Consider the following 17,521-nt stretch of genomic DNA (forward strand, 5'->3'; position numbering starts at 1 on the left):
GTACGGCCGGGGCGTTCGGTGCGGGTTGTTCTCCGGGCCTCGGTCGAGGCCTTCTGTCAGGACGCGCTTCCTCGGACCCGCCGGGCGTTCTGTCAGGACGGCGCCGCGTCTTCGGGTTCTTCGAGGCGCGTCACACGCCACCGCTTGAGGATGGCGGCCATCTCGCCCTGAAGGAAGCGGAGGAAGTCCGCCATCTCCACGACGCGGCTCCCCGCGGGCGTGCCGGGACCGCCGAGGGCGTCCACTCCGGTGAGGGCGAGCTTCGCGATCTCCTCGTAGATCCTCCCGTTGCTGGCGGTCACCTCGTACCACGCGTGGTCCGGCAGCCGGTACCGGTCCCTGCGGGAGCCGCGGACGGGCTCGCGGATGAGCATGTTGAGCTGCATCAGATACCGCACGGAACCGGAGACCGCGGCCGGACTGACCTCGAGCCTCTCCGCGAGTTCGCCCGCGGTCATCGCCGCGTCGTCCGAGGTCGTCAGGGCGAACAACACCCGGGCGGCCATCCGGGGGAAGCCGAATCTGGCGAAGATCATGGCCATCTGCTCGACGTAGTCGTGGATCGCGTCCTCGTCGCGCCCGCCCTCGGCGTCATGTCGTCTGGTCACTCCGGCTCCCTCCCGTTCTGCGGCGATCTTCACACATTCTCTACGCGTCGAGCCTCTGGTCAGTATTCACAGTTTTGTGAAACTAATGTAGCTTCTAACGAGTGGAAAACATCCTAACCGCCTCGGGCCTGCGGAAACACTTCGGCAGCACCCGTGCGCTCGACGGCTTGGACCTGGAGGTCCGCCGCGGCGAGGTTCACGGCTTTCTCGGTCCGAACGGCGCGGGCAAGACGACCACCATCCGCATCCTGCTGGGCCTGCTGAAGGCGGACGCGGGCACGGTCCGCCTGTTCGACGGCGACCCCTGGAACGACGCCACCACACTGCACCGCCGTCTCGCGTACGTCCCCGGAGACGTCACGCTCTGGCCCAACCTCTCCGGAGGAGAGGTGATCGACCTCCTCGGCCGTCTGCGGGGCGGTCTGGACGACACGCGCAAGAACGAGTTGCTCGAGCGTTTCGACCTCGACCCGAAGAAGAAGGGCCGGGCCTACTCCAAGGGCAACAGGCAGAAGGTCGGGCTGGTCGCCGCCCTCGCCTCCAACGTGGAGCTGCTGCTGCTCGACGAGCCGACCTCCGGGCTCGACCCCCTCATGGAGGAGGTGTTCCGGCAGGTCGTCGCGGAGGAACAGGCCCGCGACGGGCGCACCGTCCTGCTGTCGAGCCACATCCTCTCCGAGGTGGAGGCGCTGTGCGACCGGGTGAGCATCGTCCGCGACGGCCGCACCGTCGAGACCGGCACGCTGACCGAGCTCCGCCACCTGACCCGCACCACCATCACCGCCGAGCTCGCGAGCCCGCCCGACGGCCTCGCGGACCTCCCCGGCGTCCACGAACTGCAGGTCGACGGCACCCAGGTGCGCTTCGAGGTGGACACGCCCGAGCTCGACGCCGCGCTGCGGCAGCTCACCGCCGCCGGGGTGCGCGGCCTCGTCAGCCGGCCGCCCACCCTGGAGGAGCTGTTCCTCCGGCACTACAAGACCGGCGAGGTCAAGGCCGAGGTGGCGCGGTGAACACCCTCGCGGGCACCGGTGCCCTGGTGCGGCTGATCCTGCGCCGCGACCGGGTCCTCATGCCCTTGTGGGTCGTGCTGATGGCCCTCGTGCCGATGTTCCTCGGATCGTCGATCAAGCAGCTCTACCCCACGGCCGCCGCCGTCAGCGAGTACGCGAGGGAGAACCTCGGCAACTCGACCTTCATCGTCCTCTACGGCCGGATCTACGACACGAGTCTGGGCGGCGTGACGTTCTGGCGTGCGAGCAGCGGCATGCTGATCATCGGGATCATCAGCATGCTCGTGGTCATCAGGCACACGCGGGTGGAGGAGGAGGCCGGTCGCCGGGAGCTCGTCGGCTCCGCCGTGGTGGGCAGGCACGCCGGTCTCGCCGCGGCCCTCGTCGCGACGATCGGCGCCAACCTCGTGCTCGCGGTGCTGCTGGCGCTCGGCCTGACGGGTCTCGGGTTGCCGGCGGGCGGCTCGTTCGCCGCCGGGCTGGCCTGGGCGGCGACCGGCGGGATCTTCGCCGCCGTGGGGGCGCTCGTCGCCCAGCTCACCGAGGGCGCGGGAGCCGCTCGCGGCGTCGGCGTCACGGTGGCGGGCGCGGCATTCCTGCTCAGGGCGGCCGGCGACGTCGCCGGTGAGGGGGCCGACCCCTCATGGGTGTCCTGGCTGTCCCCCCTCGGCTGGATGAGCCAGATGCGCGCCTTCGGACAGCAGCGGTGGTGGGTCCTCGTTCCTGCCGTCGCGCTCATCGCCCTGCTCGTCGCCGTCGCGTTCGCCCTGCAGGCCCGTCGTGACGTGGGGGCGGGACTGCTGCCGCCGCGCCTCGGCCCCGCCGAGGCCGCAGCGGGCCTGCGGTCGCCGCTCGCCCTCGCGTGGCGGCTGCACCGCGGCGGCCTGATCGGCTGGACCGCAGGGTTCGCCGTGCTCGGCGCCGTCTTCGGCGGGGTCGCGAAATCCGCGCAGGACATGCTCGCCGGCAACCAGCAGCTGATGGAGATCTTCGAGCGCATGGGGGGCGAATCGGCGCTCAGCGACGTCGTCATCGCCGGCACGATGGGCGTCTCCGCCCTGATCGTCTCCGGCTACGCCGTCCAGGCCACGCTGCGCATGCGGACCGAGGAGGCGGCCCTGAGGTCGGAGCCGGTGCTGGTCACGCGGGTCGGCCGCATCTCCTGGGCGCTGAGCCACCTCGTGTTCGCGATCTTCGGGCCGTTGGTGGCGATGGCGGCCGAAGGCCTGGTCACCGGACTCGTCTACGGAGCGAGCGTGGGCGACCCCGGCCGCGAGATCCCCCGCGGCCTCGCCGCCGCACTGGTGCAGCTTCCCGCGGTCTGGGTGCTGGCCGGCCTCACCACCGCGCTGTTCGGCCTGCGGCCCCGTCTCGCGCCCGCCGTGGGATGGGCCGGCCTCGGCGTCTGCCTCTTCCTCGGGCTGATCGGCGCGGCCGTGCAGCTGAGCCAGGCGGTCCTCGACGTGTCGCCCTTCACGCACATCCCGAAGATCCCCGGTGGCGACCTGGCCGTGGTCCCCCTGGTGGTGCTCATCGTGATCGCCGGCGCGCTCCTCGCACTTGGCCTGGCCGCGTTCAGGCGCAGGGACGTCCCGGTCGTCTGACCTCGTACGCGGATCCCGGGGGTCCGGGCGGATCCGGCCGATCCGCCTCCCGGACCCCCCTTCCGCTGTGTCCGGGCCGCCGACGTGCCCGGACGGCGATCGAAGGATGCTTGACCGAGCCCTTGGTACCGTGACCGATACTGACCGGAAAAGGGGGTTTTGGTGTCCGTTGCACGGGAGGTAACAGATCGTCTTCTGGCCGCACTGAACGACCACGACCTGGACGCCGCGGTGAAGTGTTTCGATCCCGAGGCGGTCTATTTCAACGTCGGGGGCACGGCGGAGGGCCATGACCAGATCCGGGCGTACTACGGCTACCTGCTCACCGCGTACCCGGACATGCACTACAAGGTGCAGAGCAAGGTCACGGAAGAGGACACCACGGTGACCGAGTGGCGGTTGACGGCCACCCACAGAGGCCCGCTCCTGGCGCCCGACGGCGAGACCATCGAGCCGACCAATCGCCCGATCCTCCTGCAGGGATGCAGCGTCAGCACGGTCGAGGACGGCATGATCGTCAGCTACCGCGTCTACTTCAACGAGCTGGTCCACTACGCGCAGCTGGGTCTGATCCTGCGCTCCGGCGACGTCGCCTGACACGTCCTTTCCGATGGCGGCGGGGCGATAGCCGTACGAACCCGGTCCAATGCGACGCGGTCCCCGGCGTCCGGCGGAGGGAAGCGGCTCGGGCATGGCCTCGATGGTCACATAATGGTTTCCGATGGAGACGGAGAGTGACCACAGGGTCGATGTCAGCGTGCTGGTGCTCACGCGCAACTGCCGCGCGCACCTCGACCGCTGCCTGACGTCCCTGCTCGTCCAGCGGGTCGACAAGCAGATCGTCGTCGTTGACGACGGCTCGTCCGACGGCACGCGGGACCTCCTCGATCTCTACGCGGCGCACCACCCGGGAGTCATCAAGGTGATCCGTCAGGATCGCCGTACGGTGCCCGCCCGCTTACGCAACCGGGCCCTGGCGGAGGCCACGGGACGGTACGTCTTCTTCTGCGACGGAGGCGACCACCTCGGGCCCGACGCACTGCGCCGGATGGTCGCGGCGGCCGACGCGAACTCCTCCGACATCGTCCTCGGCAAGATCGTCCGCCGGGGGAGGTCCGCGGGCCACCCCGTCCGTCTGCCCGAGTTCGCCTTCCGCGACGACGCCGCCGTGGTCACCCTGCTCGACGGCGCCTACGAAACCCTCTCCTGCTTCAAGCTGTTCCGCCGCGCGACGCTCGAGCGGCACGGGATCCGCTTCGACGAGACCCTGACCGTCGGCGACGACATGGCCTTCGCCGTTCACGCGTACTGCCACGCCGGCGTCGTCTCCGTGGTCGCCGGCCACGACTGCTACCACCTGACCCCCCGGCGGGACGGCGGCGTCCCCATGGCGGAGACGGCCGGCCGGGACCCGCTGGCCTGGCTGCGGATGATCCGCACGCCCCTCGGGCTGATGGCCGCGCACATCCCGCCTGGCCCGCTCCGCGACCACCTGCTGCTGCGGCACTTCCGGCTCGACGTGTTCGCCCAACTCGGCGCCCCCTTCCTGGCCGCGTGCGAGGCCGCGCGCGAGAAGATCGTCATGGAGGTCGCCGACATCTGCGCGGAATGGCTGACCGACGGCGTCCGCGCTCGGCTCGGCGACGTCGAGCGGCTGCGCGCCGCGTCGCTGGACGACCCCGACCGCCTCGTACGGCTGGCCCATGTCGAGACGGCGTCGATGCGCCATCGGCTCCTGGGGCTGGACTGGATCGGAGACCGGCTGGGGGTGTCGGGGAGCGTCTCGCTCGCGGGGTTCGACGGGGAGGCGTGCCTCGTCCTGCGCGAGCGGACCTCGCAGCGGGAGCGACGCGTCCCCGTGGCCAGGATCGCCGACCGGTTCGGCGCCTCGATCGAGGTGGCCTCGCTCGACTCCGGCATATGGGACGTCCACGTGGCCGTGGAGTGCGAGGGGGTCCGCAGGCTGGCCCGGCTGCGGGCCGACCCCGTCCTGGTCGCGCCGGCCGCCCGCTTCTCCTCGGGTGTCGTGGCGGTGCCCTTCCTGTCGCGTTCGCAGGGCTACCTCGGGCTCGACGTCGGCGGTCATCTCCTGCGGGTCCCCGGCGCCGTACGGCTGGCACGCGCCGAGTGGACCGGCAGGCGGCTGCGGGTCGAAGGCCAGGTGCACGTGGGCGCCACGCCGGGCGCCGTGGCAGTGCGGCATCTGATCTGGCGCGAGCGGGCCTCCGGCCGGGAGCGGCGCCAGCCCGTCGTGGCCACGGGCTCGCACACCTTCGCCGCGGACTCGGGGGGCTTCTCCGCCGGGACCTGGGACGCCTATCTCGAGCTCGACGTGGGCGGGCCGCTCACCCGCTTCCCCGTCAAGGTCGACAGGCCGGAGGAGCTCGACGGGACCATGCGATGGTGGTCCGGGCTGATGAGATGGACCGTCCGTCCGTACGCCACCGCGGTGAACCGGCGTCTCAGCACGTCGGTGCATGTTTCCACGGCGTTCACCCTGCTCGGCTCCGCGGTCCGCAAGTTAGGCTCAAGTTAATTGCCAGTTATTTGCAATTGCGACCTGCTCCTCTAAGGTGAGGCGTATTCCGCCACTTCGGAGGTGCTTGTCCATGCATGTCCCTGATGGGTTCTTCGACGTACCCGTGTCCGCCGGAGCGGGCGTGGTCGCCGCCGCCGGGGTCGCGGTCTGCCTGCGACGGGCCCGCAGGGAACTGGACGACCGCACCGCGCCGATGGCAGGCCTCGTTGCCGCCTTCATCTTCGCCGTCCAGATGCTCAACTTCCCCGTCGCGGCGGGCACCAGCGGCCACCTGCTGGGAGGTGCGCTCGCCGCGATACTCGTGGGACCCGCCACGGCGGTGCTGTGCGTGGCCGTAGTGCTGCTCGTGCAGGGCTTCTTCTTCGCCGACGGCGGCCTGACGGCGCTCGGCGTCAACATCACCCTGATGGCGATCGTCACCTCGGTGGTGGGCTGGACGGTCTTCCGCCTGGTGACAAGGAGCGCGCCGCGAAGCCGTACCGCGGTGGTCGTGGGGTCGTTCCTGGCCGCACTGGTCTCCGTGCCGGTGGCCGCGCTCGCGTTCACCGCCCTGTTCTGGCTCGGCGGCACCGCGCCGATCGAGGTGTCGTCCGTGGCCGCCGCGATGGGCGGGGTCCACGTGCTGATCGGGCTCGGCGAGGGACTGATCACCGCGCTGACGGTGAGCAGCGTGCTGGCGGTGCGCCCCGACCTGGTGTACGGAGCCCGCGGCCTGGCGGCGCCACTGGTTCTCCGGACCGCCGACGGCGAGGTCCCGGTCGACAGGCCCGCGCCCGCGCCCGCGCCGAGGCTCGGCCTGCGGCCGGTCCTGGTCGGCGGCGGGCTCGTCGCCCTGCTGCTCGCCGGCGTCGTGTCGTTCTACGCCTCGAGCGCGCCCGACGGCCTCAACAAGGTGGCGGCCGACAAGGGGTTCAACGCCAACGAGAAGCCCCACGATTTCGAGAGCGGCCCGCTGGCCGGATACGGAGTCGGCGGGATCGAGAACGAGCGGCTCTCCGGCGGCCTCGCCGGGATCGCGGGCGTGGGGATCACCGTCCTCGCCGGAGGTGCGATCTTCTACACGGTACGGCGGAGACGTCAGGACAAGGCCGTCGTGTGAGCGCGGGCCATCATCACGCCCTCTACGTGCCGGGGGACACGCCGGTCCACCGGCTGCCCCCGCAGTGCAAGCTGATCGCGGCGCTGGGATTCGCGGTGGCCGTTGTGGCCACGCCGCGCGAGGCCTGGGGAGCGTTCGCCGTCGACGCGCTGCTGCTCGCGGTGGTCGCGGTGGTCGCGCGGATCCCCCCGGGGATGGTCCTGCGCCGCATGGTCATCGAGGTGCCGTTCGTGCTGTTCGCCGTCGCGATCCCGTTCATCGGCCTGGGGGAGAGGGTCGAGGTGCTGGGCGTCTCCCTGAGCCTGCCGGGGCTCTGGGCGGCCTGGAACATCCTGGCCAAGGCGACGCTCGGGGTGGTCGCCTCGATCCTGCTGGCGGCCACCACGGAGCCGCGCGCGATGCTCCTCGGAGCGGAGCGGCTCCGGCTGCCCTCGCTCCTCGTGCAGATCGCCATGTTCATGCTCCGCTACATGAGCGTGATCCTCGACCAGGCGCGGCGGATGCGGATCGCGAGGGAGTCGCGGGGGTTCGTCGCCCGGGACATCCGTCAGGCGCCCGTCCTGGCCAGGTCGGCGGGCGCGCTTTTCATCCGGTCGTACGAAAGGGGAGAGCGGGTGCACCTCGCCATGCTGAGCCGGGGCTACACCGGCCAGATGCCCGCCGTCCATGATCTGCCGGCGTCCGGGAGGCAGTGGGGCGCCGCCGCGGTCCTGCCCGTCCTGGCCCTCACGACGGCCCTGATCGCGCGGAGCCTGGCATGACATCGGGAGCGGAATCGGGAACCGCCGTGTCGCTCCAGGTGAGCGGGCTCGCGTACGCGTATCCGGACGGGACGCAGGCGCTGTTCGGCGTCGACCTGACCATCACGCGCGGCGAGCGGGTCGCGCTGCTCGGGCCGAACGGCGCGGGCAAGACCACCCTGGTCATGCATCTCAACGGCATCCTCACCGCGGGGCACGGGACGGTCGAGGTGGCCGGCCTTCCCGTACGGTCCGACACGCTCAGGGAGATCCGCCGCCGGGTCGGGCTGGTGTTCCAGGATCCCGACGACCAGCTGTTCATGCCGACCGTGCGCGAGGACGTCGCCTTCGGGCCGGCCAACCTGGGCCTGCGGGGCGCAGAGCTGGACCGCAGGGTGCGGGACGCCCTGGACCGGGTCGGCATGCTGGAGGCGATGGACCGGCCGCCGCATCACCTGTCGTTCGGGCAGCGGCGCCGGGTCGCGGTGGCCACCGTACTGGCGATGGAGCCGGAGATCCTCGTGCTCGACGAGCCGTCGTCGAACCTGGACCCCGCCTCGCGACGCGAACTCGCCGAGATCCTGCGGAATCTGGACGTCACCGTCCTGATGGTCACGCACGACCTTCCGTACGCGCTGGAACTGTGCGAGCGTTCACTCATCCTCTCCGAAGGGGTGATCGCCGCGGACGGGCCCACCCGGTCCCTGCTCGCCGACGACGAGTTGCTGGCCGCCCATCGGCTCGAGTTGCCGTACGGCTTCGCGCCGTCTGCTCACCCACGGTGATGCGCAAGTAAAGTGGGCCTCGCGGAGGAGGTTCAACGATGAAGCTGCGACTCGCGCGCCGGTCGGCCTCGGGCGCCGTCGTCGTGGCGGTGGAGGGCGAGCTCGACCTGTTCACGGCGCCGTTCCTGCGCGAGGAGGTCCGTGACGCGATCAAACAGGACGGGCCCACGCTCGTGCTCGACCTCGCCGCCCTGTCGTTCATGGACTCGAGCGGGCTCAGCGTGCTGATCGAGGCCTGGCGCCTGGCCTCGAGCGAGGGCGGCGGCGTCTGCCTGGCCTCACCGCAGGCGCCGGTGGCCCGCATCCTGCGGACCACCGGGCTTGACCGGCGCATAAAGGTCTACCCGGACGTCGACACCGCGATTTTGCGCCATCCCGAGTAGAACTTCATTCGGTTCTCGCGTTAAGGTCCGGCTATGGACCTGAACGGAGCAGCAGTCATCATTTCGGGCGGTGCCAGCGGTCTCGGCGAGGCCACGGCCCGTGAACTGGCCGGCATCGGCGCGACCGTGGTCATCGCCGACCTGAACGTCGAGCGTGGCAAGGCGCTCGCCGACGAGTTGGGCGGCGTGTTCGCCCAGACCGACGTGGCGGATGAAGCCTCGGTGCAGGCCGCCGTCGACGCCGCGGTGGCGACGGGCAAGCCGCTGCGCGCGGTGATCAGCAGCGCCGGCATCGGCTGGGCCTCCAGGACCGTCAACCGGGACGGCTCGCCGCACGACCTCGCCACCTACCGCAAGGTGATCGACGTCAACCTGATCGGCACCTTCAACCTCATGCGCATCGGCGCCGCCGCCATGGCGAAGACCGAGCCCGCCGACGCCGACGGCGCACGCGGCGTCGTCATCAACACCGCCTCGGTGGCGGGCATCGAGGGCCAGACCGGCCAGGTGGCGTACTCGGCCTCCAAGGGCGGCATCATCGGCATGACCCTGCCCGCCGCCCGCGACCTGGCCGCGATCGGCGTCCGCGTGCTGACCATCGCTCCCGGCATCATCGACACGCCGATCTACGGCAAGATCGGCGACAAGAACGCCGATGACTTCAAGGCCAAGCTCATCGGGCCGGTGGCCTTCCCCAAGCGGCTCGGCCGGGCGTCGGAGTTCGGTCACCTCGTCCGCGCGCTGATCGAGAACGACTACATGAACGGCGAAGTGATCCGCTTCGACGGTGGCATCCGCTTCCAGCCCAAATAAGTTCAGGTGCTCGCCGCATCGTTGATCCCTCCCGGTTCCTCCGTGCGTTGGAGGACGCCCGCCGATGGCCGGGCGCCGTCGAGGGACCAGCTTGTTCGCCGTAACTCCCGAGTCTGGAGCTGCCATGTCCGATGAGGTTCTGGTAGAGGTCGACGGCGGGGTCGCCGTCATCACGATCAACCGGCCGAAGGCCAGGAACGCGGTCAACGGGGCCGTGGCCCGCGGCGTCGCGTCGGCCGTCGACGAACTGGACGGGCGCAAGGACGTGGCCGTCATCGTCCTCACCGGCGCCGGAGGCACGTTCTCCGCCGGAATGGACCTCAAGGGGTTCCTGACCGGCGACTTCCCCGTCGTCGAGGGCCGCGGCTTCGGCGGCCTCACGGAGGCGCCGCCGCGCAAGCCCGTCATCGCCGCGGTGGAGGGCTACGCGCTCGCCGGTGGTTTCGAGCTGGCCCTGGCCTGCGACATCGTCGTCGCCTCCGAGGCGGCCACGTTCGGCCTGCCCGAGCCCAAGCGCGGGCTGGTGGCCGGCGCCGGCGGGATCATGCGGCTCCCGCGCCGCATCCCGTACCACGTCGCCATGGAGATCGCCCTGACGGGCGACCACTATCCGGCGTCCCGGCTGTACGAGCTGGGGCTGGTCAACCGGCTCACTCCGGAGGGGCAGGCGCTGACCGGCGCGCTCGAACTGGCCGCCACGATCGCGGCCAACGCGCCGCTCGCCCTGGCGGCGACCAAGCGAGTGATCGTCGAGTCGGCCGACTGGTCGAACGAGGAGATGTTCAAGAAGCAGGGCGCGATCATCAGCCCCGTCTTCAGCTCCAAGGACGCGATGGAGGGGGCCGCGGCCTTCGCGGAGAAGCGGCCTCCCGCCTGGACGGGCGAATAGCGGATCCTTCCCGGTCCCCGCGTGAATGATCGCGCGGGGATCGGGCAGTTCTCCCACTCGTGCGCAGAACTCATTACGGTGAAGCCATGAGCGATTCCGGGAGCGGCTTCCCCCCATCCGGCGAGTCGATGAAGGACCGTTCGGCGCGGCTTCTCAACGGAGCGCTCGGCAGCGCGCTCGTGATGATCCTGCTGCTGTCCGTCATGTGGGTGCTGGAGGTCGTCGACTACGTCCAGGACGGCCGGCTCGACCACTACGGGATCATCGCGCACGACCCTGACGGGCTGCCGGGAATCCTGGTCGCCCCGTTCCTGCACGCCGGATTCGCCCATCTGATGGCGAACTCGGTGCCGCTGCTCATCCTGGGCTTCCTCGCGGCGATCCGGGGAATCGGCCGGTTCCTCGCGGCCAGCCTCGTGATCATCCTGGTCAGCGGCGCGGGCGTGTGGCTGACCAGCCCGCCGAACACGCTGACGCTCGGGGCCAGCGGCCTCGTGTTCGGATACTTCGGATATGTGGTGGCGCGAGGTCTGTTCGACCGCCGGGCGCTGGACATCGTCCTCGGCGTGATCGTCGCGGTGCTCTACTACTCGATACTGTGGGGCGCCCTGCCGAGCCAGCCGGGCATCTCGTGGCAGGGCCACCTCTTCGGCCTCGTCGGAGGCATCGTCGCCGCCTGGTTCCTGCGCCGCCGACGCGGCGTCGTCTGAGCCGCCGCCGCGTTCCCCGGCAGGTTCCCCCGGCCGGCGTCCGAACGGCCCATGACCTGCTCAGGGTTAGTGTGGGACGTCTTCTGTAGCGGTACGAGGTGGTTCTCCCGCGCCCCCGGCGCCCTCGATCGACGCGATCGCCCGTGGAGTCCTCGATGAGGCGCCGCCCTCCCGTGTGAGCGACGTCATAGGAACCGGCGGTGCGCGGTTGGCAGAACTAGATATGGATCCTGGGTTCCGCGCCCGCGTTCGGGCGGGTGACGAGGCCGCCTTCGGCGTCCTGTTCCGGGAGCACGGGACGGCGGTGTACAACCACTGCTTCCGGCTCACCGGCGACTGGTCGGTGGCCGAAGACTGCGCCTCACTCGTGTTCTTGGAAGCGTGGCGCCTGCGGGAGAAGGTCGAGCCGGTTCCCGGCCTGCGGTACGAGGGCACGACCACTGACCGGGCCGGCCGTACGGGCAGGGCGTTCTCGCTGGACAGCGATCACGGCGGCCTTCCGAACCGGAAGACCCTGATCGTCGACCCGGCAGACGGGCGCATCGTCGACGAAGAGGAGACGCTCACCGAGACCGCGGGCAGACTGGGCGTCCCGATCCCGTCGGTGATCTCCTACACCGTCTACCTCGAGGCCGACACCCGGCCCGCGCCGGGGCGGTAGACGACGAGCCGCCCTCCAGGGGGCTCCTGAACAGGCCGTGGGGCCGCGCCTCGTCGAGGCGCGGCCCCACGCGTGTGACTCGGCTAGAGCCGCTCGACCACGTAGTCGACGCAGGTGGTCAGCGCCTCGACGTCGGCCGGGTCGACGGCCGGGAACATCGCGATGCGCAGCTGGTTGCGTCCCAGCTTCCGGTAGGGCTCGGTGTCGACGATGCCGTTGGCCCGCAGGACCTTGGCGACCGCCGCGGCGTCCACCGCGTCGTCGAAGTCGATCGTGCCGACCACGTTGGAGCGCTGCGCCGGGTCGGTGACGAACGGCGTGGTGTAGGACGTCTTGTCCGCCCAGGTGTACAGCCGGGAGGCGGAGTCGGCCGAGCGGGCCGTCGTCCAGGCCAGGCCGCCCTGCGAGTTCATCCAGTCGAGCTGCTCGGCGAGCAGGAAGAGGGTGGCGACCGCGGGCGTGTTGTAGGTCTGGTCCTTGACCGAGTTGTCGATCGCCGTCGGCAGGCTGAAGAACTCGGGGACGAACCGGCCGCTGTCCGCGATCTCCGACACCCGGGCCAGCGCCTTGGGCGAGAAGAGGGCGAGCCAGAGGCCGCCGTCGGAGGCGAAGCTCTTCTGCGGAGCGAAGTAGTAGACGTCGAACTCCTCGGCGGAGACCGGAAGGCCGCCCGCGCCGCTCGTGGCGTCGACCAGCACCAGCGAGTCGTCCGCGACGACCCGCTTGATCGGCATCGCGACGCCGGTCGAGGTCTCGTTGTGGGTGAGCGCGTAGACGTCCACGCCCTCCTCGGCCACGGCGACCGGGTGAGCGCCCGGCTCGGCCTTGATCACGGTCGGCTCGCCCAGCCACGGGGCCTTCTTGGCCACCGTCGCGAACTTGGACGAGAACTCACCGAAGGCGAGGTGCTGCGACCTGTCCCGGATGAGGCCGAAGGAGGCGATGTCCCAGAACGCCGTGGTGCCGCCGTTGCCGAGCACGACCTCGTACCCCTCGGGCAGGGAGAACAGGTCGGACAGCCCGGCGCGGACGCGGGCGACGAGGTTCTTGACGGGCTTTTGGCGGTGGGACGTGCCCATCACGCTCGCGCCGGCTCCGGCGAGCGCCGCCAGTTGCTCGGGGCGCACCTTGGACGGCCCGCAGCCGAAACGGCCGTCAGCGGGTTTGATGTCAGCGGGAATCACGATGTCAGCCACCTAACCAAGGGTAGTTAGCCTGGCCCGCGGTCGTTCGACGGGTCCGCGATGTGAGAAATACGCGAGTGCGCCGGCCCGGAGGCGAATCTGATCCTTTTCACCGGGACGCACCCTCAGATCCGCTCCCACAGAGGCGTTCTCGTCGTGGCCGATCCGCACGCCGTGATCGACACCAGGGCGCCTGCGAGGGGCGGCCCGGCGCCCCGCTACTGCGCGGGGCGGGCGCCGGGGTCCTGGACCTCCTCAAGGGCGCTGGAGGGCAGGTTCAGCGCCCACCGGCCGACATGCGGCCGTACACGAAGATGGCCCGCTCGTGATCGAGCGGGCCATCGGTCATGCGAGAGGCGCCTGAGGGTCAGACCTTTCCGACCACGTCGGCGGCGCCGGAGACGTCGTGGACCGAGCGCTGCGGCGGCCCGACGTAAGTGGCGCTGGGGCGGACCAGCCTGCCCGTGCGCTTCTGCTCGAGGATGTGCGCGGCCCAACCGGCCGTGCGCGCGCAGGTGAACATGGACGTGAACATGTGCGAGGGAACCTCGGCGAAGTCGAGGATGATCGCCGCCCAGAACTCGACGTTGGTCGCGAGGACCCGGTCGGGCTTGCGGGCGTGCAGCTCCTCAAGCGCGGCGGTCTCCAGCGCGGCCGCCACCTCGTAGCGAGGCGCGTTCAGTTCCTTGGCGGTACGGCGGAGCACACGGGCCCGGGGGTCCTCGGCGCGGTAGACCCGGTGGCCGAAGCCCATGAGCCGCTCGCCCTTGTCCAGCTGGCTCTGGACGTACTGCTTGGCGTCGCCCATCTGCTCGACGCCCTCGATCATGTGGAGCACCCGGGCGGGAGCGCCGCCGTGCAGCGGGCCGGACATCGCGCCCACCGCGCCCGACAGCGCAGCGGCCACGTCCGCGCCGGTGGAGGCGATCACCCGGGCGGTGAACGTCGAGGCGTTCATCCCGTGCTCCGCGGCCGAGGTCCAGTAGGCGTCGATGGCCTTGACGTGCTTGGGGTCGGGCTCGCCGCGCCAGCGGATCATGAACCGCTCGACGATGCTCTCCGCCTCGTCCACACGCTTTTGGGGAACCATGGGAAGGCCCAGACCGCGAGCGGACTGGGCCACGAACGAAAGGGCGGTGACGGAGGCCCTGGCGAGATCGTCGCGGGCCTGATCGTCGTCGATGTCGAGGAGCGGGCGGAAGCCGAAGGCGGGAGCGAGCATGGCCAGCGCGCTCTGCACATCGACACGGATGTCGCCCGAGTGGACGGGAACGGGGTACGGCTCCGCCGGGGGGAGACCCGGCTGGAATTCGTTGTCGACGAGCAGGCCCCAGACATGTCCGTAAGAGACATGGCCCACGAGCTCTTCGATGTCGACGCCCCGATAACGCAGGGCGCCCCCTTCTTTGTCCGGTTCCGCGATCTCGGTCTCGAACGCCACCACGCCCTCGAGACCGGGTTTGAAGTCGGACATTCTCGGCTGCCTCTCTCTTGTGAAGTCCAAAGCCTTGATGTCGAGATACCGGCGGGTCAATTTAACCCTCAGGGCGCCACTGGTCTGCCCCCGGTCCCTCTCAAACGCCGTTGTCCCAGGTAGGGGGTGCTGCGTTCGACATCTGCCAAGCGCGCAACAATATCGTTCCGTGGACAGCGCATCGCAACTCCCCGGTCTCCGGCGCAGCTATGAAGGTCAGCCGCTGCTCGAAGCCGACCTCTCGGACGACCCCCTCGTGCAGTTCACTCTGTGGTTCGCGGACGCCGTCGCCGCGGGCCTGCCCGAACCGAACGCGATGATCCTCGCCACCGCTTCGTCCGGGGGCCGTCCCTCCGCGCGGACGGTCCTCCTCAAGGGGTTCGACGAGCGGGGCTTCACCTTCTTCACCAACTACGAGTCCCGCAAGGGCCGGGACCTGGCGGAGAACCCGCGCGCCTGCCTTCTGTTCCCGTGGCACCCGATCCGGCGCCAGGTTCGCGTCGAGGGCCCGTCCGTACGGCTCTCGCGCGAGGAGAGCACCGCCTATTTCAACAGCCGCCCGTACGGCTCCCGCATCGGCGCGTGGGCGTCGCGGCAGTCGGCCGTCGTCCGGTCGCGCGAGGAACTCGACGCCCGCTACCGCGAGCTGGCGGAACGCTGGCCCGTCGATCCGCCGGTCCCGGAGTTCTGGGGCGGTTTCCGCGTGATGCCTTCCGAGATCGAGTTCTGGCAGGGGCAGACCGACCGCATGCACGACCGCATCCGTTACCGCCTCAACGGAGGCACAGGCTCGGGCGCCGTCTGGCTTCGCGAGCGATTGGCCCCTTGAGGGAGTGTCCGCCACAAAACATGATTTTCCCGGTATGTCCGCAGTTACGACAAGCCGTCGGACGGAAGAGATCGCGCCCGCGGCGAGAGCGCCGCGGCGGCCCTGAGATCTTCGAGGAAGCCCTCGTAGGCCGCGTCCTGGTCCGGGGCCCGGAGGATCGCCGACGGATGGATGGTGGCGACGTAGAACGCGCCCTCGCGCCGGGGGAAGGGGCGGCCGCGTTCCCTGGTGACGCGGAATCCGGGTCCGAGCAGGGCCCGGGCAGCCGTGGCGCCGAGGATCACCGTCACCGCCGGGTCCACGAGGCGCATCTCGGCCTCGAGCCACGGCTGGCAGGCGTCGATCTCCGCCGCCGACGGTTTCTGGTGGATTCTCCGCTTGCCCCGCAGCTCGAACTTGAAATGTTTGACGGCATTCGTCACGTAAACGGATTCACGGTTGATTCCGGCTTCCGCGAGGCCCTTGTCGAGGATGCGCCCCGCCGGTCCGACGAATGGCTCCCCCTGGCGATCTTCCTGATCGCCGGGCTGTTCGCCCACGAGCATGTATGTGGCGTGGGTCATGCCGGCCCCGAACACCGTCTGCGTGGCGTTCCTGTACAAATCGCAGCCCTCGCACGAGAGGGCCGCCTCTCTCAGCGCCGGCAGGCTCAGCCGGGCCGGAAGGAATCGTCCTGCTCCGATGTTTGTCACCCTAGGATCGCTTCCCAGACACAGTCGGCTGCGAACGCCTCGGGAGGTCGTAGCATCGATACAGAACTGGAGGAACCGTGACGGCACATGGCCTGATCGACACGACGGAGATGTATCTCCGCACGATCTTCGAGTTGGAAGAAGAGGGAATCGTCCCGCTGCGCGCGCGTATCGCGGAACGGTTGACGCAGAGCGGGCCCACGGTGAGCCAGACGGTCGCGCGGATGGAGCGTGACGGCCTGGTCAAGGTCGAGGGCGACCGCCATCTGAGCTTGACCGATCTCGGGCGCAAGCTCGCCATCAGGGTGATGCGCAAACACCGCCTGGCCGAGTGCCTGCTGATCCAGGTGATCGGGCTTCCGTGGGAAGAGGTCCACGTCGAGGCCTGCCGCTGGGAGCACGTGATGTCGGAGTCCGTCGAGACCCGGCTTCTCCAGTTGCTCGACCACCCGACCGTCTGCCCGCACGGCAACCCCATCCCCGGTCTCGGCGAACTCGGGGATCCCGGCGTCGCACAGTCCGGTTTGACCAAGGATGAGGCCATGTCTCCCATGGCAGATCTCGCAGGTCCGGCGATGGTTCCGGTTGTCGTTCGCCGAATTAGCGAACAAGTGCAAAGCGACCCCGCCCTGATGCTTAAACTCAAGCAAGTTGGGATACAACCCGGACGCGAGGTGACGCTCGCGGCTAGCGACGACGGTGTGCGGGTGACAGGGGACTGCGATGCGGACAGCACTTCCGCGGAACTTCCGCGCGATGTCGCGTCGCACGTTTTTGTCACCAGACGATGACGGAAAGAGTCGAGACTGGTTGAATCCCCATCGGGAGCCCCTCCTCTCCCGCGACACCCCACCCCCCCAGGAGCGCTCGTGGTCGGCATGACAGACGTCCCAGTCCCCAGGGTGGTGCTGGGATGAAACGTTGGGGGGATCTCACGCAGGACACCGCGGACCACCTGACCGCGGCCTCCGTCCTGGACCAGGCGGAGATGGCGGTGGTCGTCACCGACCGTTTCAGCAACGTCCTCTACTGGAACCCCTTCGCCGAACGGCTGTTCGGCACGCCCGGCGCCACCTCGGGCCGGGAATCCCTCCTGTCCCTCGGCATCATGAAGAAGGATCATCCCCTCGCCGTCGAGCTGGCCAAGCACGTGCTGCGCGGCGGTGTCTGGGAGGGGACCTTCGACGTCGTCCGCGCCGACGGCACGATGATCTACGTGCGCGCGCAGGCCGTGCCGCTGCGGCACGGGTCGGGATCCGTCACCGGAATCGTGATCACCGCGCGTGAGGCGATGCGGAGCAACGAACGGGAGAAGGACCGCTTCGGCCTGCTCGAGCGCATCGGCGAGCGGCTCGCGGGCTCGCTGTACGTCGAGGAGACGCTCAACCGGGTCGCCGAGATGCTGGTTCCCCAGTTCGCCGACCACTGCTTCATCGAGCTGATGGAGAACGACCGGCTCATCCGCAAGGTATCCACCCACGTCAACGGCTGGTCGCCG

At 69.9% G+C, this 17,521-nt stretch carries 19 protein-coding genes; 15 read left to right on the forward strand and 4 right to left on the reverse strand.

Annotation, left to right across the window (positions count from 1 at the left end; genetic code table 11):
- Positions 1-92: 92 nt before the first annotated feature.
- A complete protein-coding gene (locus tag Pka01_RS39235) occupies positions 93-608 on the reverse strand; it encodes a GbsR/MarR family transcriptional regulator (RefSeq protein WP_239116266.1) in 516 nt (171 codons plus the stop codon).
- Between the two features lie 101 nt (positions 609-709).
- On the opposite strand from Pka01_RS39235, the gene Pka01_RS39240 reads away from it, so the two are divergent.
- The 12 genes from Pka01_RS39240 (at position 710) to Pka01_RS39295 (ending at position 11,844) form a co-directional block, all read left to right on the forward strand.
- Positions 710-1,621 carry an ABC transporter ATP-binding protein gene (locus Pka01_RS39240; RefSeq protein WP_203888091.1) on the forward strand — a complete coding sequence of 304 codons (912 nt, stop codon included), beginning with the start codon at positions 710-712 and terminating at the stop codon, positions 1,619-1,621.
- Complete coding sequence (locus tag Pka01_RS39245) at positions 1,618-3,225, forward strand: ABC transporter permease (RefSeq protein ID WP_203888092.1); 1,608 nt, start codon at positions 1,618-1,620, stop codon at positions 3,223-3,225. The genes Pka01_RS39240 and Pka01_RS39245 overlap by 4 nt, the downstream gene beginning before the upstream one ends.
- Positions 3,226-3,387: 162 nt before the next feature.
- The gene (locus Pka01_RS39250) at positions 3,388-3,822 is read left to right on the forward strand and encodes an ester cyclase (RefSeq protein WP_203888093.1); all 435 of its coding nucleotides are present in this window, start codon (positions 3,388-3,390) and stop codon (positions 3,820-3,822) included.
- Between the two features lie 124 nt (positions 3,823-3,946).
- Positions 3,947-5,761 carry a glycosyltransferase family 2 protein gene (locus Pka01_RS39255; protein ID WP_203888094.1) on the forward strand — a complete coding sequence of 605 codons (1,815 nt, stop codon included), beginning with the start codon at positions 3,947-3,949 and terminating at the stop codon, positions 5,759-5,761.
- Positions 5,762-5,834: 73 nt separating this feature from the next.
- Positions 5,835-6,863 carry an energy-coupling factor ABC transporter permease gene (locus tag Pka01_RS39260; RefSeq protein ID WP_203888095.1) on the forward strand — a complete coding sequence of 343 codons (1,029 nt, stop codon included), beginning with the start codon at positions 5,835-5,837 and terminating at the stop codon, positions 6,861-6,863.
- The gene (cbiQ, locus tag Pka01_RS39265; RefSeq protein WP_203888096.1) at positions 6,860-7,624 is read left to right on the forward strand and encodes a cobalt ECF transporter T component CbiQ; all 765 of its coding nucleotides are present in this window, start codon (positions 6,860-6,862) and stop codon (positions 7,622-7,624) included. The genes Pka01_RS39260 and cbiQ overlap by 4 nt, the downstream gene beginning before the upstream one ends.
- On the forward strand, positions 7,621-8,388 hold the full coding sequence (locus tag Pka01_RS39270) for an energy-coupling factor ABC transporter ATP-binding protein (protein ID WP_203888097.1): 768 nt from the start codon (positions 7,621-7,623) through the stop codon (positions 8,386-8,388). The genes cbiQ and Pka01_RS39270 overlap by 4 nt, the downstream gene beginning before the upstream one ends.
- Positions 8,389-8,426: 38 nt before the next feature.
- Positions 8,427-8,771 (forward strand): STAS domain-containing protein, encoded by a 345-nt coding sequence (locus tag Pka01_RS39275; RefSeq protein WP_203888098.1) that lies wholly within the window; start codon positions 8,427-8,429, stop codon positions 8,769-8,771.
- A 33-nt stretch (positions 8,772-8,804) separates the two neighbouring features.
- A complete protein-coding gene (locus Pka01_RS39280; protein ID WP_203888099.1) occupies positions 8,805-9,584 on the forward strand; it encodes an SDR family NAD(P)-dependent oxidoreductase in 780 nt (259 codons plus the stop codon).
- Positions 9,585-9,708: 124 nt separating this feature from the next.
- A complete protein-coding gene (locus Pka01_RS39285; RefSeq protein ID WP_203888100.1) occupies positions 9,709-10,473 on the forward strand; it encodes a crotonase/enoyl-CoA hydratase family protein in 765 nt (254 codons plus the stop codon).
- An 86-nt stretch (positions 10,474-10,559) separates the two neighbouring features.
- Positions 10,560-11,183 (forward strand): rhomboid family intramembrane serine protease, encoded by a 624-nt coding sequence (locus tag Pka01_RS39290; protein ID WP_203888101.1) that lies wholly within the window; start codon positions 10,560-10,562, stop codon positions 11,181-11,183.
- Positions 11,184-11,406: 223 nt separating this feature from the next.
- Positions 11,407-11,844 (forward strand): RNA polymerase sigma factor, encoded by a 438-nt coding sequence (locus tag Pka01_RS39295; protein ID WP_203888102.1) that lies wholly within the window; start codon positions 11,407-11,409, stop codon positions 11,842-11,844.
- Positions 11,845-11,927: 83 nt separating this feature from the next.
- On the opposite strand, the gene serC is transcribed toward Pka01_RS39295, so the two are convergent.
- Both serC and Pka01_RS39305 read right to left on the reverse strand, forming a co-directional pair.
- Complete coding sequence (serC, locus tag Pka01_RS39300) at positions 11,928-13,040, reverse strand: phosphoserine transaminase (protein ID WP_203888103.1); 1,113 nt, start codon at positions 13,038-13,040, stop codon at positions 11,928-11,930.
- Between the two features lie 355 nt (positions 13,041-13,395).
- A complete protein-coding gene (locus tag Pka01_RS39305; RefSeq protein ID WP_203888104.1) occupies positions 13,396-14,502 on the reverse strand; it encodes a citrate synthase 2 in 1,107 nt (368 codons plus the stop codon).
- 169 nt (positions 14,503-14,671) lie between these two features.
- Between Pka01_RS39305 and pdxH the strand changes: the two genes are divergently transcribed.
- Positions 14,672-15,331, forward strand: a complete 660-nt coding sequence (gene pdxH, locus Pka01_RS39310) for a pyridoxamine 5'-phosphate oxidase (RefSeq protein WP_239116267.1) — start codon at positions 14,672-14,674, stop codon at positions 15,329-15,331.
- A 44-nt stretch (positions 15,332-15,375) separates the two neighbouring features.
- Here pdxH and Pka01_RS39315 read toward each other — a convergent pair whose 3' ends face one another.
- Positions 15,376-16,023, reverse strand: coding sequence for a UdgX family uracil-DNA binding protein (locus Pka01_RS39315; RefSeq protein WP_239116268.1), 648 nt, complete (start codon positions 16,021-16,023; stop codon positions 15,376-15,378).
- Positions 16,024-16,100: 77 nt separating this feature from the next.
- Here Pka01_RS39315 and Pka01_RS39320 point away from each other — a divergent pair, with 77 nt between their 5' ends.
- Together Pka01_RS39320 and Pka01_RS39325 are read left to right on the forward strand one after the other, a co-directional pair.
- The gene (locus Pka01_RS39320; protein ID WP_203888106.1) at positions 16,101-16,814 is read left to right on the forward strand and encodes an iron-dependent transcriptional repressor DtxR; all 714 of its coding nucleotides are present in this window, start codon (positions 16,101-16,103) and stop codon (positions 16,812-16,814) included.
- 122 nt (positions 16,815-16,936) lie between these two features.
- A partial coding sequence (locus Pka01_RS39325) for a PAS domain-containing protein (RefSeq protein WP_203888107.1) occupies positions 16,937-17,521 on the forward strand: 585 nt, incomplete at its 3' end.

Origin of the sequence: Planotetraspora kaengkrachanensis (assembly GCF_016862895.1) — a bacterium.
In the GTDB taxonomy this organism is placed as follows: Bacteria; Actinomycetota; Actinomycetes; order Streptosporangiales; family Streptosporangiaceae; genus Planotetraspora; species Planotetraspora kaengkrachanensis.

Coding starts and splice junctions, on each gene's coding strand:
- Pka01_RS39295 (WP_203888102.1), top strand. CDS start 11,407: ATGGATCCTGGGTTCCGCGCCCGCGTTCGGGCGGGTGACGAGGCCGCC.
- Pka01_RS39275 (WP_203888098.1), top strand. CDS start 8,427: ATGAAGCTGCGACTCGCGCGCCGGTCGGCCTCGGGCGCCGTCGTCGTG.
- Pka01_RS39280 (WP_203888099.1), top strand. CDS start 8,805: ATGGACCTGAACGGAGCAGCAGTCATCATTTCGGGCGGTGCCAGCGGT.
- Pka01_RS39290 (WP_203888101.1), top strand. CDS start 10,560: ATGAGCGATTCCGGGAGCGGCTTCCCCCCATCCGGCGAGTCGATGAAG.
- Pka01_RS39270 (WP_203888097.1), top strand. CDS start 7,621: ATGACATCGGGAGCGGAATCGGGAACCGCCGTGTCGCTCCAGGTGAGC.
- Pka01_RS39260 (WP_203888095.1), top strand. CDS start 5,835: ATGCATGTCCCTGATGGGTTCTTCGACGTACCCGTGTCCGCCGGAGCG.
- Pka01_RS39305 (WP_203888104.1), bottom strand. CDS start 14,502: ATGTCCGACTTCAAACCCGGTCTCGAGGGCGTGGTGGCGTTCGAGACC.
- Pka01_RS39285 (WP_203888100.1), top strand. CDS start 9,709: ATGTCCGATGAGGTTCTGGTAGAGGTCGACGGCGGGGTCGCCGTCATC.
- Pka01_RS39255 (WP_203888094.1), top strand. CDS start 3,947: ATGGAGACGGAGAGTGACCACAGGGTCGATGTCAGCGTGCTGGTGCTC.